Source organism: Streptococcus mitis (assembly GCF_002096755.1).
GTDB classification, from domain to species: Bacteria; Bacillota; Bacilli; order Lactobacillales; family Streptococcaceae; genus Streptococcus; species Streptococcus mitis_AC.
The window spans coordinates 136,069-158,293 of sequence record NZ_NCVF01000022.1 but is presented as its reverse complement, the minus strand read 5'-3'; the positions used below and the strand labels follow the sequence as shown (position 1 = coordinate 158,293).

23 protein-coding genes and 1 tRNA gene are annotated in these 22,225 nt (G+C 40.1%); 2 read left to right on the top strand and 22 right to left on the bottom strand.

Annotated elements, in window-relative coordinates; all coding sequences use genetic code 11:
* Positions 1 to 23: 23 nt before the first annotated feature.
* A tRNA-Glu gene (locus tag B7700_RS05455) sits at positions 24 to 95 on the bottom strand.
* Positions 96 to 152: 57 nt separating this feature from the next.
* Complete coding sequence (rlmD, locus tag B7700_RS05450) at positions 153 to 1,508, bottom strand: 23S rRNA (uracil(1939)-C(5))-methyltransferase RlmD (protein ID WP_084887619.1); 1,356 nt, start codon at positions 1,506 to 1,508, stop codon at positions 153 to 155.
* Between the two features lie 37 nt (positions 1,509 to 1,545).
* On the opposite strand from rlmD, the gene recX reads away from it, so the two are divergent.
* A complete protein-coding gene (recX, locus tag B7700_RS05445) occupies positions 1,546 to 2,322 on the top strand; it encodes a recombination regulator RecX (RefSeq protein ID WP_084887616.1) in 777 nt (258 codons plus the stop codon).
* Between the two features lie 88 nt (positions 2,323 to 2,410).
* Entirely contained in the window at positions 2,411 to 2,944 is a 534-nt protein-coding gene (gene ntdP, locus B7700_RS05440) for a nucleoside tri-diphosphate phosphatase (protein ID WP_000775316.1), read from the top strand.
* A 358-nt stretch (positions 2,945 to 3,302) separates the two neighbouring features.
* Here the strand turns inward: ntdP and B7700_RS05435 are convergent, their stop codons facing one another.
* From B7700_RS05435 to B7700_RS05320, 20 genes are all read right to left on the bottom strand, one after another.
* Complete coding sequence (locus B7700_RS05435) at positions 3,303 to 4,160, bottom strand: Rgg/GadR/MutR family transcriptional regulator (RefSeq protein ID WP_084887614.1); 858 nt, start codon at positions 4,158 to 4,160, stop codon at positions 3,303 to 3,305.
* A gap of 12 nt (positions 4,161 to 4,172) precedes the next feature.
* Positions 4,173 to 4,946: a class I SAM-dependent methyltransferase gene (locus tag B7700_RS05430; RefSeq protein WP_084887612.1), complete on the bottom strand. Its 774-nt coding sequence runs from the start codon at positions 4,944 to 4,946 to the stop codon at positions 4,173 to 4,175.
* A 399-nt stretch (positions 4,947 to 5,345) separates the two neighbouring features.
* A complete protein-coding gene (locus tag B7700_RS05420) occupies positions 5,346 to 6,113 on the bottom strand; it encodes an epoxyqueuosine reductase QueH (RefSeq protein ID WP_084887610.1) in 768 nt (255 codons plus the stop codon).
* A gap of 124 nt (positions 6,114 to 6,237) precedes the next feature.
* A complete protein-coding gene (groL, locus tag B7700_RS05415) occupies positions 6,238 to 7,860 on the bottom strand; it encodes a chaperonin GroEL (RefSeq protein ID WP_084887608.1) in 1,623 nt (540 codons plus the stop codon).
* 15 nt (positions 7,861 to 7,875) lie between these two features.
* Positions 7,876 to 8,160 (bottom strand): co-chaperone GroES, encoded by a 285-nt coding sequence (gene groES, locus B7700_RS05410; protein WP_000917335.1) that lies wholly within the window; start codon positions 8,158 to 8,160, stop codon positions 7,876 to 7,878.
* A gap of 155 nt (positions 8,161 to 8,315) precedes the next feature.
* Complete coding sequence (locus B7700_RS05405) at positions 8,316 to 8,711, bottom strand: single-stranded DNA-binding protein (protein WP_084887606.1); 396 nt, start codon at positions 8,709 to 8,711, stop codon at positions 8,316 to 8,318.
* Between the two features lie 76 nt (positions 8,712 to 8,787).
* Positions 8,788 to 9,549 carry an SDR family NAD(P)-dependent oxidoreductase gene (locus B7700_RS05400; RefSeq protein WP_084887604.1) on the bottom strand — a complete coding sequence of 254 codons (762 nt, stop codon included), beginning with the start codon at positions 9,547 to 9,549 and terminating at the stop codon, positions 8,788 to 8,790.
* A 42-nt stretch (positions 9,550 to 9,591) separates the two neighbouring features.
* Positions 9,592 to 10,218: a YtpR family tRNA-binding protein gene (gene ytpR, locus B7700_RS05395; RefSeq protein WP_084887602.1), complete on the bottom strand. Its 627-nt coding sequence runs from the start codon at positions 10,216 to 10,218 to the stop codon at positions 9,592 to 9,594.
* Between the two features lie 15 nt (positions 10,219 to 10,233).
* Positions 10,234 to 10,551 carry a thioredoxin family protein gene (locus tag B7700_RS05390; protein ID WP_084887600.1) on the bottom strand — a complete coding sequence of 106 codons (318 nt, stop codon included), beginning with the start codon at positions 10,549 to 10,551 and terminating at the stop codon, positions 10,234 to 10,236.
* Complete coding sequence (locus B7700_RS05385; protein WP_084887598.1) at positions 10,548 to 10,847, bottom strand: DUF4651 domain-containing protein; 300 nt, start codon at positions 10,845 to 10,847, stop codon at positions 10,548 to 10,550. Before B7700_RS05385 ends, B7700_RS05390 begins: the two co-directional genes overlap by 4 nt.
* A gap of 249 nt (positions 10,848 to 11,096) precedes the next feature.
* A complete protein-coding gene (locus tag B7700_RS05370; protein ID WP_192855664.1) occupies positions 11,097 to 12,170 on the bottom strand; it encodes an N-acetylmuramoyl-L-alanine amidase family protein in 1,074 nt (357 codons plus the stop codon).
* A gap of 119 nt (positions 12,171 to 12,289) precedes the next feature.
* Entirely contained in the window at positions 12,290 to 13,897 is a 1,608-nt protein-coding gene (locus B7700_RS05365; protein ID WP_070842203.1) for a CTP synthase, read from the bottom strand.
* A 236-nt stretch (positions 13,898 to 14,133) separates the two neighbouring features.
* Positions 14,134 to 14,721 (bottom strand): DNA-directed RNA polymerase subunit delta, encoded by a 588-nt coding sequence (gene rpoE, locus B7700_RS05360; protein WP_192855663.1) that lies wholly within the window; start codon positions 14,719 to 14,721, stop codon positions 14,134 to 14,136.
* A 404-nt stretch (positions 14,722 to 15,125) separates the two neighbouring features.
* Positions 15,126 to 16,271 (bottom strand): FtsX-like permease family protein, encoded by a 1,146-nt coding sequence (locus tag B7700_RS05355; protein WP_084887591.1) that lies wholly within the window; start codon positions 16,269 to 16,271, stop codon positions 15,126 to 15,128.
* A 3-nt stretch (positions 16,272 to 16,274) separates the two neighbouring features.
* Positions 16,275 to 16,955 carry an ABC transporter ATP-binding protein gene (locus tag B7700_RS05350; protein WP_084887588.1) on the bottom strand — a complete coding sequence of 227 codons (681 nt, stop codon included), beginning with the start codon at positions 16,953 to 16,955 and terminating at the stop codon, positions 16,275 to 16,277.
* Entirely contained in the window at positions 16,952 to 17,527 is a 576-nt protein-coding gene (locus B7700_RS05345; protein WP_084887586.1) for a TetR/AcrR family transcriptional regulator, read from the bottom strand. The genes B7700_RS05350 and B7700_RS05345 overlap by 4 nt, the downstream gene beginning before the upstream one ends.
* Positions 17,528 to 17,811: 284 nt before the next feature.
* Positions 17,812 to 20,463, bottom strand: coding sequence for a valine--tRNA ligase (locus B7700_RS05335; RefSeq protein WP_084887584.1), 2,652 nt, complete (start codon positions 20,461 to 20,463; stop codon positions 17,812 to 17,814).
* Positions 20,456 to 21,034: an AAA family ATPase gene (locus tag B7700_RS05330; protein ID WP_084887582.1), complete on the bottom strand. Its 579-nt coding sequence runs from the start codon at positions 21,032 to 21,034 to the stop codon at positions 20,456 to 20,458. The genes B7700_RS05335 and B7700_RS05330 overlap by 8 nt, the downstream gene beginning before the upstream one ends.
* Entirely contained in the window at positions 21,034 to 21,594 is a 561-nt protein-coding gene (locus B7700_RS05325; RefSeq protein WP_084887580.1) for a GNAT family N-acetyltransferase, read from the bottom strand. Before B7700_RS05325 ends, B7700_RS05330 begins: the two co-directional genes overlap by 1 nt.
* Complete coding sequence (locus tag B7700_RS05320) at positions 21,581 to 22,159, bottom strand: flavin reductase family protein (RefSeq protein ID WP_084887578.1); 579 nt, start codon at positions 22,157 to 22,159, stop codon at positions 21,581 to 21,583. The genes B7700_RS05325 and B7700_RS05320 overlap by 14 nt, the downstream gene beginning before the upstream one ends.
* Positions 22,160 to 22,225 lie beyond the last annotated feature (66 nt).

Genomic DNA, 22,225 nt, shown 5'->3' with positions numbered 1-22,225 from the left:
AGTGTTCCATCCGCAACATACCATAGTCCGTACGGGATTCGAACCCGTGTTACCGCCGTGAAAAGGCGGTGTCTTAACCCCTTGACCAACGGACCTGAGCTGTTTTCAACTCTTACTATTATACAGACTTTTCAAACTTTGTCAACTACTTTTTAAACTTTTTTAATTAATTTTACAACTGCTTCAGTTCGAGCGGTGTGTGGGAACATATCGACCGACTGGATATAATGGAGGTCATAGACTTCTACTAAGCGTACCAAATCACGAGCCAAGGTCGAAACATTGCAAGAAATATAGACCATTTTTTCTGGTACATAGGTAAGAATTGTATCTAATAACTTATCATCCAGACCTGTACGCGGTGGATCCACAATCAGTGCATCTGCTCTGTAGCCTTCCTTATACCATCGAGGAATAATCTCTTCTGCTGTCCCTGCTTCGTAGTATGTATTATCAAATCCCATTCTTTTGGCATTTCGCTTAGCATCTTCAATGGCTTCTGGAATAATATCCATACCTCTTAGTGTTTTAACTTTCTTTGCGAAGGCAAATCCAATCGTTCCAACTCCACAATAAGCGTCAATCAAATGGTCTTCTTTATTTACATCCAAGGCTTTTACCGCCTCGTTATAAAGAACTTCTGTTTGTTCAGGATTTAGTTGATAGAAAGCTCGAGGAGATAGTAAAAATTCATAATCGAGAACACCTTCTTGAACACTCTCTTGTCCCCATATAATCTCTGTCTTTTCACCATAAATCTCACTTGTTTTAGCTGTATTTGTATTCACAGCTACTGTCACAACCTCTGGAAAATCTTTAATTAAATCTTTTACCAGCAGGGTTAAATTAAGCTGACGATTTGTAACAATAATAATCTGAACCTGTTCGGTCTTTCTTGCTCGTCGGACCATTATAGTTCTAACACCTAGAACTTTTCTCTCATCTGTGATTGGAATCTGGTGATAAGTAAGTAATTCTGCTAGACGATTAGCAATCACTTGGGTTTCCTTGTCTTGTACCAGGCAGTCTTTCAACTCTACTAAATAGTGAGAGTTTTGTGCATATAAGCCCGCCTTGACCTGATTTTTAAATTTTCGAGTCTGAAATTGTAACTTAGCACGGTAGTACTTTGGTTCCTGCATTCCAATAGTTGGACGGATTTCATAGTTTTCATATCCTGCAGGGGCAAATTTTTTCAGCGCTTGATGAAGTAAGTCCGTCTTGAACTCTAGCTGCTTATCATAATGCAGATGCATGATTTGGCAGCCTCCGCACTCATTGTAAATAGTACAAGCTGGCACAACTCGAAATTTAGACTTCTTGTTGACCTTTAGTAATTTTGCTTCAACAAAGTTACGTTTAATAGAAGTAATCTGACAATAGATATCTTCTCCTTTGAGAGCACCGGGTACAAAGACTAACGTTTTTTGATAAAAGCCGATTCCCTCACCATTAATTCCCATGCGCTTGATTTTTAATGGTATTTTTTGTTTCACTTTCAGATTCATACCCCTATCTTATCACATTTTGAGTTATAATAGAACTATGAAAATCACAAAACTTGAAAAGAAAAAAAGACTCTATCTGATGGAGCTTGATAATGGCGACAAATGCTACATTACTGAAGATACTATTGTTCGCTTCATGTTATCAAGAGATAAGGTGATAAGTGAAGAAGAATTGAAAGAGATTCAGGACTTTGCTCAATTTTCTTACGGTAAGAATCTAGCTCTCTACCACCTATCCTTTAAAGCGCGCACTGAAAAAGAAGTCAGAGAATATCTGAAAAAATACGATATTAATGAAAACGTAGTTTCTCAAGTCATTGCTAATCTTAAAGAAGATAATTGGATTAATGATGGTCAGTACGCTTATGCTATCATCAACGCCAATCAGCTTTCAGGAGACAAGGGACCTTATGTATTGATTCAGAAACTAACACAAAAAGGGGTTCCAAAATCTACTATAGAAGAGAACTTGAAAAAATTTGATTTTTCTGAAGTTGCTCAACGTGTAGCTAATAAACTATTGAAAAAATATGAAGGAAAACTTCCAGCTCGTGCCTTGCAAGATAAGATTATCCAGAATATGACCAACAAGGGTTTTTCCTATTCTGATGCTAAAAGTGCCTTTGACCAGTTGGATAGTCAAGTTGACCAAGAAACGACTCAGGAACTCATCTTCAAGGAACTTGATAAGCAATATGCTAAGTATGCCCGAAAATATGAAGGATACGAACTTAAACAGCGTTTAACTCAAGTTTTAGCACGAAAAGGCTACGATTTTTCGGATATAGCAAGCGCTCTCAGAGAATATCTTTAATATTTTCATGTAAAATTCACAGATTTTAGGTAATTTTATGGTACAATAGTAAACGATAAACTTATAAATTGTAGAAAGTTGGTTAGTTATGAAGCTTCCAAAAGAAGGCGACTTTATTACAATTCAAAGTTATAAGCATGATGGGAGTCTCCACCGAACTTGGCGGGACACCATGGTACTAAAAACAACAGAAAACGCCATTATTGGTGTCAACGATCATACACTGGTTACCGAAAGTGATGGTCGTCGTTGGGTCACTCGAGAACCGGCTATTGTTTACTTTCACAAGAAATATTGGTTTAATATCATTGCCATGATTCGCGATAATGGAATTTCCTACTATTGCAATATGGCTAGCCCCTACTATCTGGATGAAGAAGCACTGAAGTATATTGATTACGATTTGGATGTTAAAATTTTTACAGATGGGGAAAAACGTCTCTTGGACGTTGAGGAGTATGAGCGTCACAAACGCAAAATGAATTATTCTGATGACTTGGACTATATTTTAAAAGAACATGTCAAAATTCTTGTTGATTGGATTAATAATGGACGTGGTCCTTTCTCAGAAGCCTATGTAAACATTTGGTACAAGCGCTATGTAGAACTAAAGAATCGGTAAAGTTGTCAAAGGTCAGGAACAAAATCCTGACCTTATTTTTTGGTAGTGTAAAATAAATTGTGTAAACACAAAAATGAATAAATCGATTATAGCAGAGTTACAACACATTACTAGAAAGTGATTTATGCAGAATTCGTAAAATATATAAAACAAATAGATATACTGTTATTTTTTAATGTCTTTATTCCTTGTAAGTTTACAACAAACTTATATCATTTCATACAAAAAATACGAAAATGATTAGTATAAAAAATACAGGTCAACTTCGTATCAAATAATTTATTTTTTGTATTTCCACATAGCATCAATCATTTAGTACAATATTTTAAAAACAATATCTCAACAGAGAAAATGCTATTTAATCTACCAACTCATTTAATCGTTTTTGAAAATATAAAGCAATACTTTTAGATTCAATAAACTCAAAATATTTTATGACATTGTCCATTTGTTTAATTCCAGATTCTTTAGATTCAGTCAGATATATTTTATATCCTTCTACAAATTTGAATGTAGATTTTTCAAAAACTTTTGTGTCATCTTTTAATAATTTCTTTAATTTCATTTCAAAGTAGTCTGCATATATTAGATGTGAATTTTCAAGGCAACAGAACCAAAAATTTAAACAAGCTGACACAACTAAATTTCTATTCTTACCGATTTTTTCGTAATAATGTGTACGCTCTAGTATTTCTTTTCCGACCATGTAAATATAATCTATTTCAAAAAGATGATATAAATTACCAATCAGCGTTATCTCATAGAACTCCCATCGTTCTTTCTGAAATAAATAGTCATATACTAAATTTAGATCATCTCTACTAACTACATAATTACAATCTATCTGATTTAATAATCCCTGGACCATTATTGTATTTATTTTATGAGTTTTTTCCCCACTCTTCTCAAAAAGTTTTTGTTGCTCATTTTTTATTTCCTCCAATCCTTTAGTATTCAAACTATAAAAATTTGGAGATAAGTTAACCAAAAAATCATCAAGTTCCGATCTTTTATAATGTTCTAAGTAATTACAAAAATTCTCTATCGAAACATTGATATTTGATAATAATTTAAAGAACGTTGAAAGAGAAATTTCATTTTCTCCTCTTTCAAATCTAGAAAGTTGAGATTTTGATATAGAATCAGCTGCAGCATACTCTAAAGAATATCCGTTTAATTTTCTAAAATATCGAAAAGCTTCTCCATAATTTTTCACAATTTCGTTCCCTTAACTTTCTTTTCGAGCGATAAACATACCATATTCTTTAGGAATGATCAACATACCATTATTAAACTCACTTTCCAATCTTTTACGTATTATTTCCTCTTCTAGTGAGCCTATTTCTGAAATTCCTTTAAACGATTGGATGTATTTAACTAGGTCATCTATACTAGTTACCTGTAACTCATCATCATAGAGTAATGTATCGACAGAGTTAAAATACCTACTCAGGTACCTTTTACCATTTTGTAAAGTAAACGTTTTATTTTCTAAATCTTGATTAACCTCATCTTTAAATAAATTTGCCAAATAATTTACAACTCCATTTTCACCAAATGTAGCACAGTAAAAAATGCCTTCGGTTTTTAAGACCCTATTCACCTCAGAGAGAGCTTTAGGAATATCATTCACATGATGTAGAAGCATATTAGCAATAACAATATCAAAAGTTTCATTCTCAAAAGAAATCTTTTGAATATCCATTATCTCATAGTTGACATTGTCTCTATTTCCAATCACTGACTTCGTTGATTTTACCATATCTTTAGAAAAATCTGTAACAATCAACTGCTTCATTTTATCTATAGAATCACTATTACTTTTCCATAGTTCTCCTGTACCACATCCCAATTCTAGAACCTTTACTTCATCAGTGATTTGGTAGTTAGAAAATATCCAATTATTAAATCCCAATTTATTTTTTGAATACTTCTTATGCAATTCTACTCGAATATCAAGATTATCATGACTTTTATATTGTTCAATTACTTTATCAATCATTTTAAATGACCTCCACTCTATAATTTGACATTATATCACAAGAATAAAGATAGTGTTAAATAAGTTGTATAAATGCAAAAAAGGAATATTCCGTTATAGCAGAGTTGTAACACATTTCTATAAAGAAATTTATTCCTACGACTCAGTTTAGCATGCTTAACTTCCTAACTCAAAAACAAAGCACCGATTAATTTATCCGTTCTTCTTTTGAAACAGATTTGAACTGATAATTGCTCGTTTTAATTTAAAAAGCTCTTTTGAGCAAAACTTAATTTTTTTAAGAGTCCAAGGCTTGTTGAAGACTCACAAGCCTTGGACTAGAAATTCAAAGATTGGTCCAGCAATTTCTGTCTATCGCTTTTCTACTAGCAAAAAACCTACCTTGAGGCAAGTTTTCATTTATATATCTAATTTTGTAACTGTAAATTTGATATTGGAATAGTCTTTTTCAACGTCCTTATCCAGTAAGAAAGCCGTGGCGTCCTTCTTAACCTGAACCAAATCAATATTCTGAGCCTGGGCTGCATAGACGCATCCACAATAACATTGACGGTAGATGTCATACTCTTCACACATCTCTACTGAACGTTTGTAGCCTTGATTTTTCTTGAAATCACTGGGAAGATAGTGGGTGGTATAAATTTTTTGCACATCGATTCCGATGCTGTTAATGGTTTGAGAATTCTTATGAGGACTGATGGTCAAGGCTGAGCCAAAATAGTCAAAACCTAAATCCATAGCCACTTGCGCTGTTTTATCCAGGCGGTAGTCAAAGCAAACCTTACAACGGTCGCCACCTTCTGGCTCCTCCTCTAGTCCCCTAACTAGTTTTCGGTATTCATTGGGTTCGTAGGGAGCTTCTAGGTACTGAACCGTATTTCCTGTCCGCTCATTAAAATCACTAACAAATTTCTTGGTGACATAGGCCCGCTTATGGTATTCTGCCTTAGGATGGATATTAGAATTGGCAAAATAGATGGTCACATCTGCATACTTGGTCAAATATTCGAGGGTATAGGTACTGCAAGGGGCACAGCAAACATGCATGAGAATGGTTGGCCGTTGCTCATTTTTCTCCCATACTTGTACCATCTTCTGCATGACACGGTCATAATTAATCTTCTGATTAGGGTTCATCTTGCTCAGAATTTCTTCTACATCGATCATGTTCTTCTCCTTTTTCTAGTCTTATTTTATCATATAAGTTAGGAGAGCTCAAATCTATTTAAAATAGAAAACCATAAAAGGAGGGAATACGCATCCCTCCTTTTGTATTTTTTATAAGTTGCTTTTACATCATGCCGCCCATCATGCTTGGATCCATTGCTGGAGCTGGAGCTGCTGGTTCTGGTTTATTAGCTACGACTGCTTCTGTTGTCAAAATCAAGCTGGCTACAGATGCTGCGTTTTGTAGGGCTGAACGACTCACTTTAACTGGGTCGATAATCCCTTGATCAATCATGTTGACCCACTCGCCAGTTGCTGCATTGAAACCTGTACCAAGCTCAGCATTTTTCAAACGATCGATAACGATTGAACCTTCAAATCCTGCATTGTGGGCAATTTGACGGACTGGTTCTTCCAAAGCACGGAGAACAATATTGCGGCCTGTTGCTTCGTCTCCTGTCAATTCCAAATTAGCCACGGCTGGGATAACATTTACAAGGGCTGTTCCACCACCTGCAACGATACCTTCTTCAACAGCTGCACGAGTAGCATTGAGGGCATCTTCGATGCGGAGTTTCATTTCTTTCAACTCAGTTTCAGTTGCAGCTCCGACCTTGATGACTGCTACACCACCTGACAATTTCGCCAAGCGTTCTTGCAATTTTTCACGGTCAAATTCAGAAGTTGTAGTTTCGATTTGAGACTTGATAACTGCAACACGGTAAGAAATCGCTTCAGGATTTCCAGCACCTTCTACAATAACAGTGCTATCTTTGTCCACAGTTACTCTCGCTGCTTGACCAAGTGCTTCAATTGTAGCATCTTTCAACTCAAGACCTAGGTCTTCTGTGATAACTGTTCCGCCTGTTAAAATGGCGATATCTTCAAGCATGGCTTTGCGACGGTCACCAAAACCAGGTGCCTTAACTGCTACTACGTTGAAGGTTCCACGAATCTTGTTCAAAACAAGAGTTGGAAGAGCCTCACCATCTACATCATCCGCAATAATCAATAGTGGACGATTGCTTTGGAGAATGCTTTCTAGAAGTGGCAAGATTTCTTGGATATTTGAAATCTTCTTATCAGTAATTAAAATATATGGATTTTCAAGGTCAGCCACCATTTTTTCGCTATCTGTCACCATGTACTGTGAAAGGTAACCACGGTCAAACTGCATACCTTCTACAACTTCAAGTTCTGTTTCCATACCACGTGACTCTTCTATAGTGATGACTCCGTCTTTGCCAACTTTTTCCATGGCTTCAGAGATGTATTCACCTACTTTTTCGGAACGAGAAGATACGGCTGCAACCTGAGCGATAGCTTCTTTGTTGGCAACAGGAATGGCGTTGTTTTTCAAGGCTTCAACTGCTGCAGCAACTGCTGTTTCAATCCCACGACGAATTCCGATTGGATTTGCACCTGCTGTGACGTTTTTGATTCCTTCACGGACAATTGCTTGGGTCAATACAGTTGCAGTTGTTGTTCCGTCACCAGCGATATCATTGGTTTTTGAAGCTACTTCTGATACCAATTTGGCACCCATATTTTCAAAATGGTCTTCCAATTCGATTTCTTTGGCAATGGTCACACCGTCATTGGTAATCAAGGGTGAGCCAAATGATTTTTCCAACACAACGTTACGACCTTTTGGTCCCAAGGTTACTTTAACAGTGTCTGCAAGGATATCGACACCACGGACCATAGCTGAACGGGCATCTGATGAAAATTTAATTTCTTTTGACATACTTACTTTCTCCTTCTATTCTTCAATGATAGCCAAGATGTTAGCTTCGCCTACGATGATGTACTTTTCATCGCCATCTTTGACATCAAGACCTGCGTGAGCTTCAACTAAGACACGGTCTCCAGCTTTAACACTTGGAGCAACCAAGTCACCGTTCAAGGTACGAACACCTTGTCCAGTAGCCACTACTGTAGCTGTTTTCGTTTCTTCTTGGGCTGATTTTGCGAGGACAAAGCCTCCAACAGTTTGTTCTTTTTCTTCAATTTTCAAGACCACACGGTCTCCTAATGGTTTCAACATCTGCTTTCCTCCATGATGAGATAGATATTATTAGCACTCTTTATACCTGAGTGCTAATTCATAGTTCTATTGTATCACTTGGTCAGAAATAGTCAAGAAAAAAGTCTGACTTTCTCAAGATAAAAAGCCTGAGACTAACTCAGACTTTTTAATGCTTAAAATGGCAATTCTTCCTCTTCCAAAACCAAATCCGCCAAATCTTGTCCTGCATTATTTTCACGCATGGCACGTTGAGCACGACTTTCCAAGAGTTGGAATCCAGTAACAAGTACTTCGGTCACGTAGTTCATCTGACCATTTTTCTCAAAACGACGGGTACGTAATTCTCCATCCACAGAGATAAGACTACCTTTAGTTGCATAGCTTGCCAAGCTTTCTGCTAGTCTGCCCCAAAGGACAATATTGACAAAATCAGCTTCACGTTCACCGTTTTGGTCTTTGTAACGACGGTTGACAGCGATAGCTGCTCGTGCTACTGACTTATCATTGCTGGTTTTGTGCAATTCTGGTGTAGACGTTAAACGTCCAATCAAGATAACTTTATTATACATATTTTTTCCTCCTACTTATCTATTCGTAGGAAATCAAAAAAAGTTACAGAAATTTGTAACTTTTCGAAGAAATTTTTTACTTTTTATGAACCATAAATCCTGTCGCCTGTTGATTGGCCATAATGGTCATATCTGTAATCTGCACACGATGAGGTTGACTGGTCACATAGACTACTGTGTCTGCAATATCCTGAGCTTGCAAGGCTTCTATTCCTTGGTAAACGGACGCAGCCCGCTCTTTATCACCGTGAAAACGCACTGTAGAAAAATCTGTTTCGACAATTCCAGGCTGAATGGTTGTCACCTTGATATCTGTTGCGATGGTATCAATTCGCAGACCATCTGAAAAGGTCTTAACCGCTGCCTTGGTAGCTGAATAAACTGCTGCACCTGCATAAGCATAAATTCCTGCGGTTGAGCCCATATTGATGATATGTCCTTGATTGGCTTTTACCATTGCTGGCAAGAAACAGCGAGTAACTGCCATCAAACCCTTGACATTGGTATCTAGCATGGTCAGCATATCCAACTCTTCATAGTCCTGATAGGGTGCTAAATCTAGAGCCAGTCCAGCATTGTTGACCAGAATATCAATCTGACCTATCGTTTCTAGAATATCAGAGCATACAGTCTTTACCAAGGTCATATCCGTCACATCCAGTGGAAAAGTCCAAACTGTTTGATTTGGAAAAGTTTCTGCAAACTCCGACTTGAGGGTTTCTAATCGGTCTATCCGTCGGCCTGTTAGAACGACATTCTCACCCTTCTCCAGATAAGCACGCGCAATCGCTTCACCAATACCTGATGTCGCTCCTGTAATCACAACATTTTTTGCCATCTTATTTCCTTCTATTTGGTGTATTCAGATACTGACAAGTTCCTAAGCAGTCCAGTGTTTAGCTGGATCAAATGGAGTTCCAACAATTTGGTCTTCTGATAATTCAATAACACCACGTTTTTGCGGAGCATTTGGCAGATGCAATTCACGAGGACTGCACATCATGCCAAAACTCTTTTCACCACGAAGTTCACCTGGGAAAATGAGATTGCCTTTTGGCATCATTGCTCCTGGAAGAGCTACAATGGTTTTCAACCCGACACGCGCATTAGGAGCCCCTGCAACGATTTGCACTGTCTTGTCACTTGCGACTGCAACTTGGCAGATGTTGAGGTGGTCACTATCTGGATGGGCTACCATCTCGACAATCTCACCAACAACAAACTTAGGTTCCTTGTCATTGACAATTTCTTCCACAAAGACTTCCGCCTGCAACTCTTGGTTCAAACGAGCGACTTGCTCATCTGTCAAAAAGACTTGACCACGCTCTGCAATTTCAAATAAACTTGAAACTTCAAAAATATTCCAAGCCACTGTTTCCCCATTATCTTTGAGGAAAACACGAGCTACCTTGCCTTTGCGTTCCACATCTAGTTTGGCATCTCCGCTGTTTTTCACGATGACCATAAGGACATCACCGACATGTTCTTTATTATATGTAAAAATCATTGTTTCCTTTTTCTCCTATTTCAGTCCTGCTAAAAAGTCGTTAATTTGTTGCTTGCTTTTACGGTCGCGGTTAACAAAACGGCCAATTTCCTTGTCCTTTTCTAGAACAACAAGGCTAGGGAGCCCGTAAACATCCCAGAGTTTGGCCAAATCCATATACTGGTCTCGGTCCACTCGAATAAAGTTGAACTCTGGATTGGTCTCCTCAATTTCTGGTAAGGCAGGATAGATATAACGACAATCGCCACACCAGTCTGCCACAAAAAGAAAGACCTTCTTGCCATCTTTTTCTACTAAAGATGCTAATTCTTCTAAACTTGCTGGTTGTATCATAGAACTTCCTCCTCATAGACTAAGTCTTCATTTTCATAGATAAAGGTATAATGACGGCCATCCTCAAAAATGACGCCACCAACCAAGCTCTCTAAACTGCTTTCATAGACTTGAACATAGAGGGTCGCAATTTCCCCCATGTCTGAAAAATGGTCTCGTACAATCGCTGTCAACTCTTCCTGAGTCTTCCTGAGCTTATGGTCATCTGCAACTTTTTTCGTAGCAAGGGCAAGGCTTCCAATACCTATCAGAGCCAAGCCTGCCATCCACATTTTTTTAGCTTTCATACCATTCATTTTAACACAAAAAAGGCTTTAGGACAAATGAGGAAGCAGCAGAAAAGCAAGTAAAAAGCCTCTTCCTTTAAGGAAAAGGACTTCTTATACTCAATGAAAACCAAAGAGCAAACTAGGAAGCTAGTCGCAGGCTGCTCAAAGCACTGCTTTGAGGTTGTAGATAGAACTGACGAAGTCAGCTCAAAACACTGTTTTGAGGTTGTGGATGAAGCTGACGTGGTTTGAAGAAATTTTCGAAGAGTATTATTCTTATTGCCAGGCACCTGAGTTGCCAACGTAGTAACCATCAGGGGTGTAAGTATTGCGAAGCATCTTACCTGATGAAGCTAGATAATACCACTTGCCATTATCTTTGACCCAATCATTCGCTAGCATGGCACCAGAAGAACTTACATAATACCATTCTCCCTTGTCATAAACCCAAGTGCTTGCTTTCATGGCTCCTGAAGTTGATAAATAGTACCACTTGCCTTGGTCGTAAAGCCAGTCACTCGCAATCATGGCTCCTGATGATTTAAAGGCATACCAGTTGCCACCTTGATAAAGCCAAGTTTGATTGAACATGACTCCTTTATCATTCATAAAGTACCAAGTTCCCTTGTCATAAACCCAATCCTTCTGCACTAATTGACCTTGTTTTTGATAGTACCAGTTTTGGTTTGATTTTAGCCAGCTTTCTGCTTTTACAATCGGATAAAGTTCTTTGAAAGATCCTCCATCATATTTATGACTGATAGATTTTAGTTTTTCAAGTTTCAACTCGCCATTGCCATAGTCTGCCCAAGCAAAGACTTTTTGACCATTAACAGTCTCTGGTAAAGTAGCAGTGTAAGTCTTGGTTTGATAATCCCATTTAGCATCGAGGTAGGTGTATTGATCACTTGATTCCTTAATATGGTAGTAGCCTCTCTTTCCACTATCATTATGAATATCATCCACAACTTTCGTTGACCAGGTCTTCACTTCGTTTCCGCTCTTAGCTTCTACCTTGATATCTCCTCTATAGCCATATGGAACATAGAAATTCAGGTAACGCCCTTCTTCCCCGATCATAGATTTGTCCTTTTCTTGACCTAGGAAATTGACAGTCTGATCTTGACCATCGAGACTAACCGTCCACTCGATTTTCTCGGTTTTTGGCAAATCCAAGACTTTGATATCCACTTCATGACCATTGTTAAACCGAAGAATCTTGCCATCTTGATACTGCACTCCACACTTAACAACCCATTCTTCTTTAAGCTCAAATGCCTGCCCTGAATGAGGTGAAACTAGCAAAGCTAGACCAGCTAGAGACAAACCAAATAATGTGATTTTTTTCATCGTAGATCCTCCTTAGGATTTTTTATGTTAATTATATCACTATGTTTTTATTTTGCAACTCATATCCTAAATATGCAAGCAAAAAACCTCTGAGATTGTTCTCAAAGGTTTTGGTCTTGCTAATTACTGTTCTCAACTGCTGCAGTGACAAAGGCAGTGTAGAGTTCTTCTGGACGGTTTGGACGACTTGACAGTTCAGGGTGATACTGACACGCTACAAAGAATTTATTTTCAGGAATTTCCACGATTTCGACCAAACGATTGTCTGGAGAAACTCCTGAGAAGACAAAGCCTGCTGCCTCAAACTGCTCACGGAAGGCGTTGTTAAACTCATAACGGTGACGGTGGCGGCGTTGCACCACTTCTTGATTGTGGTAAGCAGCTGCTGCCTTAGAGCCACGTTTCAACTTAGATGGATAAAGCCCCAAACGAAGGGTTCCACCCATATCCTCAACATCAATCTGATCACGCATGATATCAATGATAGGGTATTTTGTTTCTGGTGCAAGTTCTGCGGAATTGGCGCCCTCAAGCCCTAAAACGTTACGAGCAAACTCGATACAAGTCAACTGCATTCCCAAGCAGACTCCCAACATTGGAACATCATTTTCACGCGCATAGCGAATGGCTTGGATTTTCCCTTCCGTACCACGTTGACCAAAACCACCTGGTACGATGATTCCGTCCGCATCAGACAAGAGTTCCGCCACATTCTCTGCTGTCACATCATTGGCATTGATCCAATTGATTTTAACTTCTGCGTCGTTGGCATAACCAGAGTGTTTCAAGGCTTCAACCACAGAAATGTAGGCATCTTGCAACTCCACATACTTACCGACAAGGGAAATTTTAACTTGTTTCTTGAGGTTCATGACCTTGTCCACCATAGCTGACCACTCTGTCATATCCGCTACTGGTGCGTCTAATTTCAAATGGTCACAGACAATTTGATCCATACCTTGAGCCTGCAAGTTCAATGGAATTTGGTAAAGGTGTTCGACATCCAAAGACTCGATAACGGCTTCTGGTGCCACATCACAGAACTGGGCCAGTTTATTTTTAATTCCTTGACCAGCTGGCTCTTCTGTACGAATAACCAACATATTTGGCTGGATTCCCAATCCACGCAATTCTTTGACAGAGTGTTGTGTTGGTTTGGTTTTCATTTCACCAGCGGCCTTGAGGTATGGAAGCAGGGTTGTATGGATGTACATAACATTATCCGCACCCACATCTGCCTTCATCTGACGAAGGGCCTCTAGGAATGGCAAGGACTCGATATCCCCAACGGTTCCACCGACCTCTGTGATAATGACGTCAGAGTCAGTCGTTAGAGCGGCACGCTTGATTTTTTCTTTCAAAGCATCTGTGATATGAGGAATAACCTGAACAGTTGCCCCAAGGTATTCTCCACGGCGTTCCTTACGAAGAACCTCACTGTAAATTTTACCAGTTGTCACGTTGGAATATTTGTTGAGATTGATATCGATGAAACGTTCATAGTGACCCAAGTCCAAATCTGTCTCAGCTCCGTCATCTGTCACAAAAACTTCCCCGTGCTGGTAAGGACTCATGGTTCCCGGATCGATATTGATATAAGGGTCAAACTTTTGAATGGTTACTTTGAGACCACGATTTTTTAAGAGACGACCCAGACTTGCTGCGACAATCCCTTTCCCAATAGACGATACCACACCACCAGTTACAAAAATATATTTCGTAGACATATATTCCTCTTTCTAAAATGCTCAAGGTCTTGTTAACTACGAGGGGACATAGGAAACAAGACCCTACTAATAAGAATAATCTGGGACGACTGCACCAGATTCACAACCAAAATACAAGAAGATAACTTCTTGAAAAAACAAAAATAGCTCCCTAAGAACTAGGGAGCCCCGACCTCTAAAAGAGGTGCCCGAACAATATGATACCTAAAAATAGGATAATTGTCAATAGCTAACTTTTATTCCTCGATGTTTTCAACATCATCATCTGAAAACTCATCGTCTTCTTCGTTGAGATCAACGTCTTCACCCAAGTCATCTGGGGCAATTTCGTTGATTTCTGCATCATAAGCTTCCACTTCGTTTTTCTCATCATCTGGATTTTCATCATCGTATGAAAGAGCAGGATCTGCTTCGTATGCATCTTCGTCTTCTGGATCATCTGCATTGTAGTCAATAGCATCTGAATCGCCATCCATGAAGGCATTTACACGTTTTTTCTTAGCTTTTGGTGCTACTTCATCGTCATCATTTTCTTCAAGAGCGATAATCTCTTCGTCGATTTCGTCCACACCATACCATGAACGAAGACCCCATTTGTTGTCTCCAAGTGAGATGAAGCTACCGTCAAAGTTCAACTCTGTGTAGAACAAAGGCAAAGCTTCACGGATATCGCTGTTTGATGTTCCAAGGTAGTTTTGAATTTCGTTTACAAGATCGCTAAAATGCATCTCATGATCGCGACCACGAAGTTCCAAGATAGCACGCGCTACCTCAATCATAGATAGTTCACTTTTTTCTTGCCCAGTAAATACTTCTAATTCCAAAGCGTTTCTCCTCATTTATACTACTATCGCCAGAGCGGATAGACTCTGACCTCATTTTATCATTTACTCTTTATTTTACGATAATTTTGCGGAATAGTCAAAGGTTAAGAAAAAATAAAGGTGAAATATTTCAGCTAATTGAAAGACCTGTGTAACATGACCACAGGTATATTGATTTATTTATAACTCAAGGCTGCAACTCCAATACCAACCACAAACTGCAAGAGGATTCCTACAGAGATAAAGGATTAGTTGTTGCGTCAAATCAAGTAAAAAGATTATTTCAGGTTCTGCCAGTAACTTCGTTTTCTTTCCTTTATTTCATTTTCCCTAGAATAGTGAAAAATCCTTATCTTGTTAACGAGTTTCATAAGAAGAAGGCTGGAGAATCCAACCTTCTCTATTTATTCAGCTAAGAGTACTTCTTTGATGGTTTGCTTTTGGAGTTTTCTGTTGGATAGATAAAAGAGGCTTTCATAAACCACAGCAAAACCGATCAAAGTCCAGAAGCAAACATTCCCATCAAAGTGATGCTCAATCTTTTCAGGAACCGTATCTTTGATCACACCAATCAAGATTTCCATGATAGCGTACTGATAAGCTGTCCCAAGAACAAATCCTAGATAGGCCCAGAAACGATAGGGAGATAGGATATGACCTTGGCATTCACAATCTGTATAGCCAAAAGCCTTCATAAGAGCCAGGGTTTCGCGACTTTCTGAGACGACAATCCCCAATGACAAAAAGAGAATAGAGAAAGAAAGGATCAAGCCAATCATGATCATCATGGTTTGAATGATGTCATCTGTGTAGTCCCTTAGACCAAAGGACAATTGAACCATGGCCGCAAAACACATAGAGCCAAAGACGACAAAAAACAGGATAGATTTTTTCCCAAAAATTAGTGACGAAGACAGCTCTTTTAGGAAGTCTTTCTCTTTCTTAGGAGCCCTCTTTCTCCTTTTGACCTTGATTGGTGTTGGGGACTTTTTCAATAAGCGAAGAGCCGGCGTTTGTAGTTGTCTTCTAGCATAACCAACCGCGATAAGCATAAAAAATGCCGTTGGAAGGACCACAAAAGCAAGCAAGAGCTGCCAATGAAAATGAATGGTGATTTCTGGCAGGATCCCCTTTTCATTCCGGAAGTCATAAAAATGCCCCATCATAAGAAAAGAAGCGAAATAGCCAAGAAGCGCTCCGGCACCAAAACTGAGCCCAAATGCCCAAAATCGTTTAGCCAACTGACCATTGCTATAGCCCAAAGCCTTTAAAATTCCTAATTGTTCCTTGTGATCATCGACAAATTGTTTGATATAAAAACACATGAGAAGGACCGACGTCAAGGACAAGACGACTCCACTGACCATAGCCACCATCCAGGAAAGCGAAACCTGAGCGTCATAGTAGGTCTGAATCATGGGATTGGTTTTAGAAATCTCCAACTGCTCGATATCAAGGTAAAAATTCAAGAAGAGATTGGCCACAAAGACCGCACAAGCTCCAATGATACTTACGACAACTAATTTTCGAATATCTTTTACTGAAAACATGGCCTACCATCCAATCTCATAAGCAGTCTGAAGCCGATCATTGGTCACAACTTCGGTAATCTTGCCACTATTGACACGAATGATGGTTCTTGCCATATTCGCAATATTTTGGTTGTGCGTCACCATAATTAGGGTAAAGCCCATCTTTTCCTTTAACTCCCAGATATAGTCGAGAATCTTGCGCCCCGTTTCTTCATCCAGGGCTCCCGTCGGCTCATCTAAGAAAAGAATCTCTGGCTTTTTGGCCAAGGCCCGAGCAATGGAGACTCTCTGCTGTTCCCCACCTGACAATTCACTCGGATACTTGTCCAGCTTATCGCCAAGGCCCAAATCCTCGATAATCTGCAAAAAATCATGATTGTTTGCCAGGTCTGCCCCCATCTTTACATTCTGTCTAACTGTTAGATTAGGCAATAAATAATACTGCTGAAAAATAAAGGCAATCTTCTCACGTCTAAAGGCTGTCAATTGAATATCTGTGAGTTGAGCTAAATCCTGTCCTTGAATGAGGATATGTCCCTCGTCTACCTTTTCTAAACCCGACAGAACGTTTAAGAGAGTTGACTTGCCTGATCCAGAAGGACCGAGGATAACCACATCATCCTGGTCTTGAATCTGCAAATCAATCCCTTTTAAAACCTTGGTTTGGCCGTAACTTTTGTGCACATTTTCTAGTTGAATCATTTCTTTCCTACCATTTCTTTGATGAGGGATTGACAAACCTCTGTCAGTAATCCAATCACTTCTTCCATGCTGAATTGATAAATGCCAGAAGCAACCATTGAGGCCATCCCGTGCGAGTAGATAAATAGATGCTGGTACAAGCGACCAGCCTCCTCTACATTCAAAGGATAGTCTGCGACGATTGAATCCAGAACCAATTGGTAACTATGATCCTTCATGGGAAGAAAATCTTGAAAGCGACGAATCGGATCTTTGCCGGGATTTTGGAAAAGCAATTGAAAGAGTTGGGGTTCTTTTGAGGCGAAAAGGATATAAGCAACTCCGACGGATCGAAAAGGCTTCTCATCTTCTAAGGCCTTACGAATATACTCCACCACTACCATTTCCGCAGCACCAATAACCTCTGCTTGTAACTCGGCCATATTGGCAAATTGCCCAAAAATGACTCTCGGTGTGGCTCCCAGTTGCTCCGCTAATGCTCGAGCTGTCAAACTAGCCATGCCCTCTTCTCTCACCAATTTTAAAGCTGTCCCAATGATAGCCTCTTTACTAAATTTAACCTTTGGTGGCATAAGACTCCTTTCACGCAACATTCGTTGCGCAACACTTGTTGCATAAAAGAATACCATAAAAAAGAAAGACTTGTCAAGAAAAAACTGTAAAACACAAAACAAAAAAACAGCGAACTTTTTATTTCTTTGCTACCCATCCGATGGTGTCGCTAGGTGGATTTTCAATATCAATCCAGATGAATTCAATCCCGATCATAATGCGGGTGCTTAGACATCACTTTCTCCATCAATAGATATTGATTTTATTATACCAAAAAACACGGCTCATCACCGTGTTTCTATGTTTATTTAACGAGCTTCTTCATCTCATTAATACGTGCTACGGTCGCGTCGTATTTGGCTTGGTAGTCGGCTTGTTTGTCGCGTTCTTTTTGGACGACTTCTGGTTTGGCGTTGGCTACGAAGCGTTCGTTAGAGAGCTTCTTACCTACCATGTCCAGTTCTTTTTGCCATTTAGCGAGTTCCTTGTCGAGACGAGCAAGTTCTTCTTCGACATTGAGAAGGTCTGCCAGTGGCAGGTAGATTTCTGCTCCTGTGATGACACTTGACATAGCCAGTTCAGGTGCAGAGATGGTTGATGCAATTTCCAAGTGTTCTGGATTTGTAAAGCGTTTGATGTAGTTGACATTGCTGTTAAAGAAGTCTTCCAAGTCACTATCGCTTGTCTTAACAAGGATGGTAATAGGTTTGCTTGGTGCTACGTTTACTTCTGCACGCGCATTACGAACGGCACGGATCAAGTCTTTGAGGCTTTCTACACCAGTGTGAGCCGCAAGGTCTTCAAAGGCTGAGTTGACAGTTGGGTATTCTGCTGTCACGATAGAGCCTTCTGAAATTTGTCCAAAGATTTCCTCTGTCACGAATGGCATGATTGGGTGGAGGAGACGAAGGATCTTGTCCAGAGTGTAAAGGAGAACAGAACGTGTGATGACTTTCTCTTCTTCGTTATCGCTATAAAGGACTTCCTTAGTCAACTCAACGTACCAGTCCGCAAACTCGTCCCAGATGAAGTTGTAGAGGATGTGTCCAGCAACACCAAATTCAAACTTGTCAAAGTTTTCAGTGACTTTGCCGATCGTTTCATTGAGGTTGTGGAGAATCCAGCAGTCTGTGACATTTCCAGCTTCCTTGTTGACAACTTTTTCCACATTGGCAGTTGCTTGCTCAAGGGTCAAGCCTTCATTGTTCATGAGGATGTAGCGAGAGATGTTCCAGATCTTGTTAATGAAGTTCCATGAAGCATCCATTTTCTCGTAAGAGAAGCGCACATCTTGTCCTGGTGCAGAACCGTTTGAAAGGAACCAACGAAGGCTATCTGTTCCGTACTTATCAATAACATCCATTGGATCAATCCCGTTACCGAGAGATTTCGACATCTTGCGTCCTTGCTCATCACGAATGAGACCATGAATCAAGGCATTTTTGAATGGCGACTTGCCAGTAAATTCCAAACCTTGGAAAATCATCCGAGACACCCAGAACGGAATAATATCATAACCAGTCACCAAAGTTGATGTTGGATAATAACGTTTAAAGTCTTCTGAGTCGACATCCGGCCAGCCCATGGTTGAGAATGGCCAAAGAGCAGAACTGAACCACGTATCCAAGACGTCTTCGTCCTGAGTCCAACCGTCACCTTCTGGAACTTCTTCGCCAACATATATTTCACCCTCAGCATTGTACCAAGCAGGTATTTGGTGACCCCACCAGAGCTGACGAGAGATAACCCAGTCGTGGACATTTTCCATCCATTGAAGGAAGGTATCGTTGAAACGAGGTGGGTAGAATTCTACCTTGTCCTCTGTGTCTTGGTTGGCAATAGCATTCTTGGCCAATTGGTCCATCTTAACGAACCATTGAGTAGACAAGCGTGGTTCAACCACAACACCTGTACGCTCTGAGTGACCAACACTGTGGACACGTTTTTCGATTTTAACGAGGGCACCGATTTCTTCCAGCTTAGCAACGACTGCCTTACGAGCTTCAAAACGGTCCATGCCTGCAAATTCAAAGGCCAAGTCATTCATAGTTCCGTCATCGTTCATGACGTTAACTTGTGGCAAGTTATGGCGTTGACCAACCAAGAAGTCGTTTGGATCATGGGCAGGTGTGATTTTCACGACACCAGTACCAAACTCAGGATCTGCGTGCTCGTCTCCAACGATTGGAATCAATTTATTAGCGATTGGAAGGATAACGTTTTTACCAATCAAGTCCTTGTAGCGTGGGTCTTCTGGATTGACCGCAACCGCAACGTCCCCAAACATGGTCTCAGGACGAGTAGTGGCAACTTCAAGGGCGCGTGAGCCGTCTTCTAGCATATAATTCATGTGGTAGAAGGCACCTTCCACATCCTTGTGAATAACTTCAATATCAGAAAGGGCTGTGCGAGCAGCTGGGTCCCAGTTGATGATAAACTCACCACGGTAGATCCAGCCTTTCTTGTAAAGGTCCACAAAGACCTTGCGAACGGCTTTTGACAAACCTTCGTCAAGAGTGAAACGCTCACGAGAATAGTCTACAGAGAGTCCCATCTTGCCCCATTGTTCCTTGATAGTAGTGGCATATTCGTCTTTCCATTCCCAGACCTTGTCGAGGAATTTTTTACGACCTAGGTCATAACGTGTAATGCCTTCTCCACGCAAGCGCTCCTCAACCTTAGCTTGAGTGGCAATCCCCGCGTGGTCCATACCTGGAAGCCAAAGCGTGTCAAAACCTTGCATGCGTTTTTGACGGATAATGATATCTTGAAGAGTTGTATCCCAAGCGTGACCAAGGTGAAGTTTACCAGTTACGTTTGGTGGTGGAATCACGATCGAATAAGGCTTAGCCTTTTTATCGCCTGAAGGCTTGAAAACATCAGCATCAAGCCATTTTTGGTAACGACCAGCCTCAACCTCGGCTGGATTGTATTTAGGTGAAAGTTCTTTAGACATGTGTTTGTCCTTTCTCTATTGTATTCATTTTATCTTGAATCTGCTTAGCAACCTCTTCTGCAGACAGATTCGTATTATTTATTTTAAAGTAGTGGTGCAACTCATTCGGTTGATGTTGGGAATTTAATTGAAGTGTTTCAGCAGTCTCTAAAATTTCTCTTTCAGATACCTCAATATGTCGTTTTAAGGGTTTGTGCTTTAATCGATTCTCCGTTCGATTTCGACGTAAGCGCTCTTCAAGGCTTGTTTCCAATTCAACAAAAAGAATCTCTTGATGATAGTCATCCAACAAATCCTGAATTTGCTTCAAATACATCATCTGGTACTGATTTGAAAAATCAATCACGTCTGTTAAAATCACATATCGCTGATTTCTAGCGCTAGCTCCAAGGAAAGAAAAGGTAATTCCACGAACAAATTCCCACATTTCCTCTGTAAAGTCCTGATAGATTTCTAATGCAAAATCAATAGCTTGATGGTTATAAAATAGTGTAGCATCTGTCAGTCGAGATAACTCTTGACCAATCGTCATTTTTCCTGATGCTGGAGCACCAATGATGAAAAGATGCATCAAATCACCTCCCACTCACTCCTCAGCAAGCCATATCTCAAATCATCACAGCGATTGCCTTGGGCATCTTTGCGATCTCTTATACGAGCTTCGAGGGTAAATCCAAGTTTTTCTGCTACTCGTTGACTTTGGACATTATAGTCAAAGCAAGTTAGTTCAATCTTGTGAAGACCCAAATCTTTAAAGGCTAAGTCAATCAAGGCTCGCGCTGCTTCTGGTACATAGCCTCGACCCCAATAGTCTGGATGCAAGGTATAGCCAAGCTCTAGCACATCATCCGCATGGCGATGGTTGAAGTCAACAGAACCAATGACTTTATCGGTTCCTTTGACGACAATCCCATAGCCAGCTGGGAGACTTTCCTTTTGATTACGTTCTGGAAGAATATGCTCCAGATAATAAATCTCATCTTCCAAGGTCTTGACAGGTGGAAAGCCTGCTGGATAGGCGACCTCTGGGAGACTAGCGTAGGCATGAATATCTTCGGCATCCGCCACCGTACGGACGCGTAAGACAAGCCGTTCGGTTTCCAAGCGTTCTGGTAACTCAGCTCTTGTCATCCTTCTTCCTCGCTTTTTTGATGAAGCTCCCCTTAATATCTACACGCTTGTCCAGATAACGATAGACGCGCTGATATCCATCTCCCATGAAATATGTTGGGGCAAACAGTTCATTTCTAAAATGCCCCTTTTCATCCAAAAGTTCTGGGTCAACAAGTCGCTCGATAATCTTGGCAAAGATATGACAGATTCCATCCTCCTCGATAATCCGATCTACCTGACAGTCCAATACGACTGGACAGGCCTCTAAAATCGGAGACTGAGTCTGTTCAGAAATCTCGTAGTCTAGCCCCAGGTGTTTCAATTTCTCTCGATGATTGATAAAACCAGCCTGCTCCATCTCGAGCATGAGATTTTCATCAGGGATATTCACAGTAAACTTCTGGTAATACTTGATTTGCTCAGCTGCATGTTCCTCAGCTCCGACACCAATGACTAGCCAATCTCCCAAGCTATAAGAGAAGCTACAGGTCGTAATATTGTGTCCAAAATTCTGGTCCTGATACCCCAAAATGAAGATAGGAAAGCCATAGTAGAGTTTACTTGTGTTAAAAGATTGCTTCATAACAACCTCCTTTTACTAACACGCAAAAGAAAATCCCTGCCATCTACATGACAGGGACGAATGTAT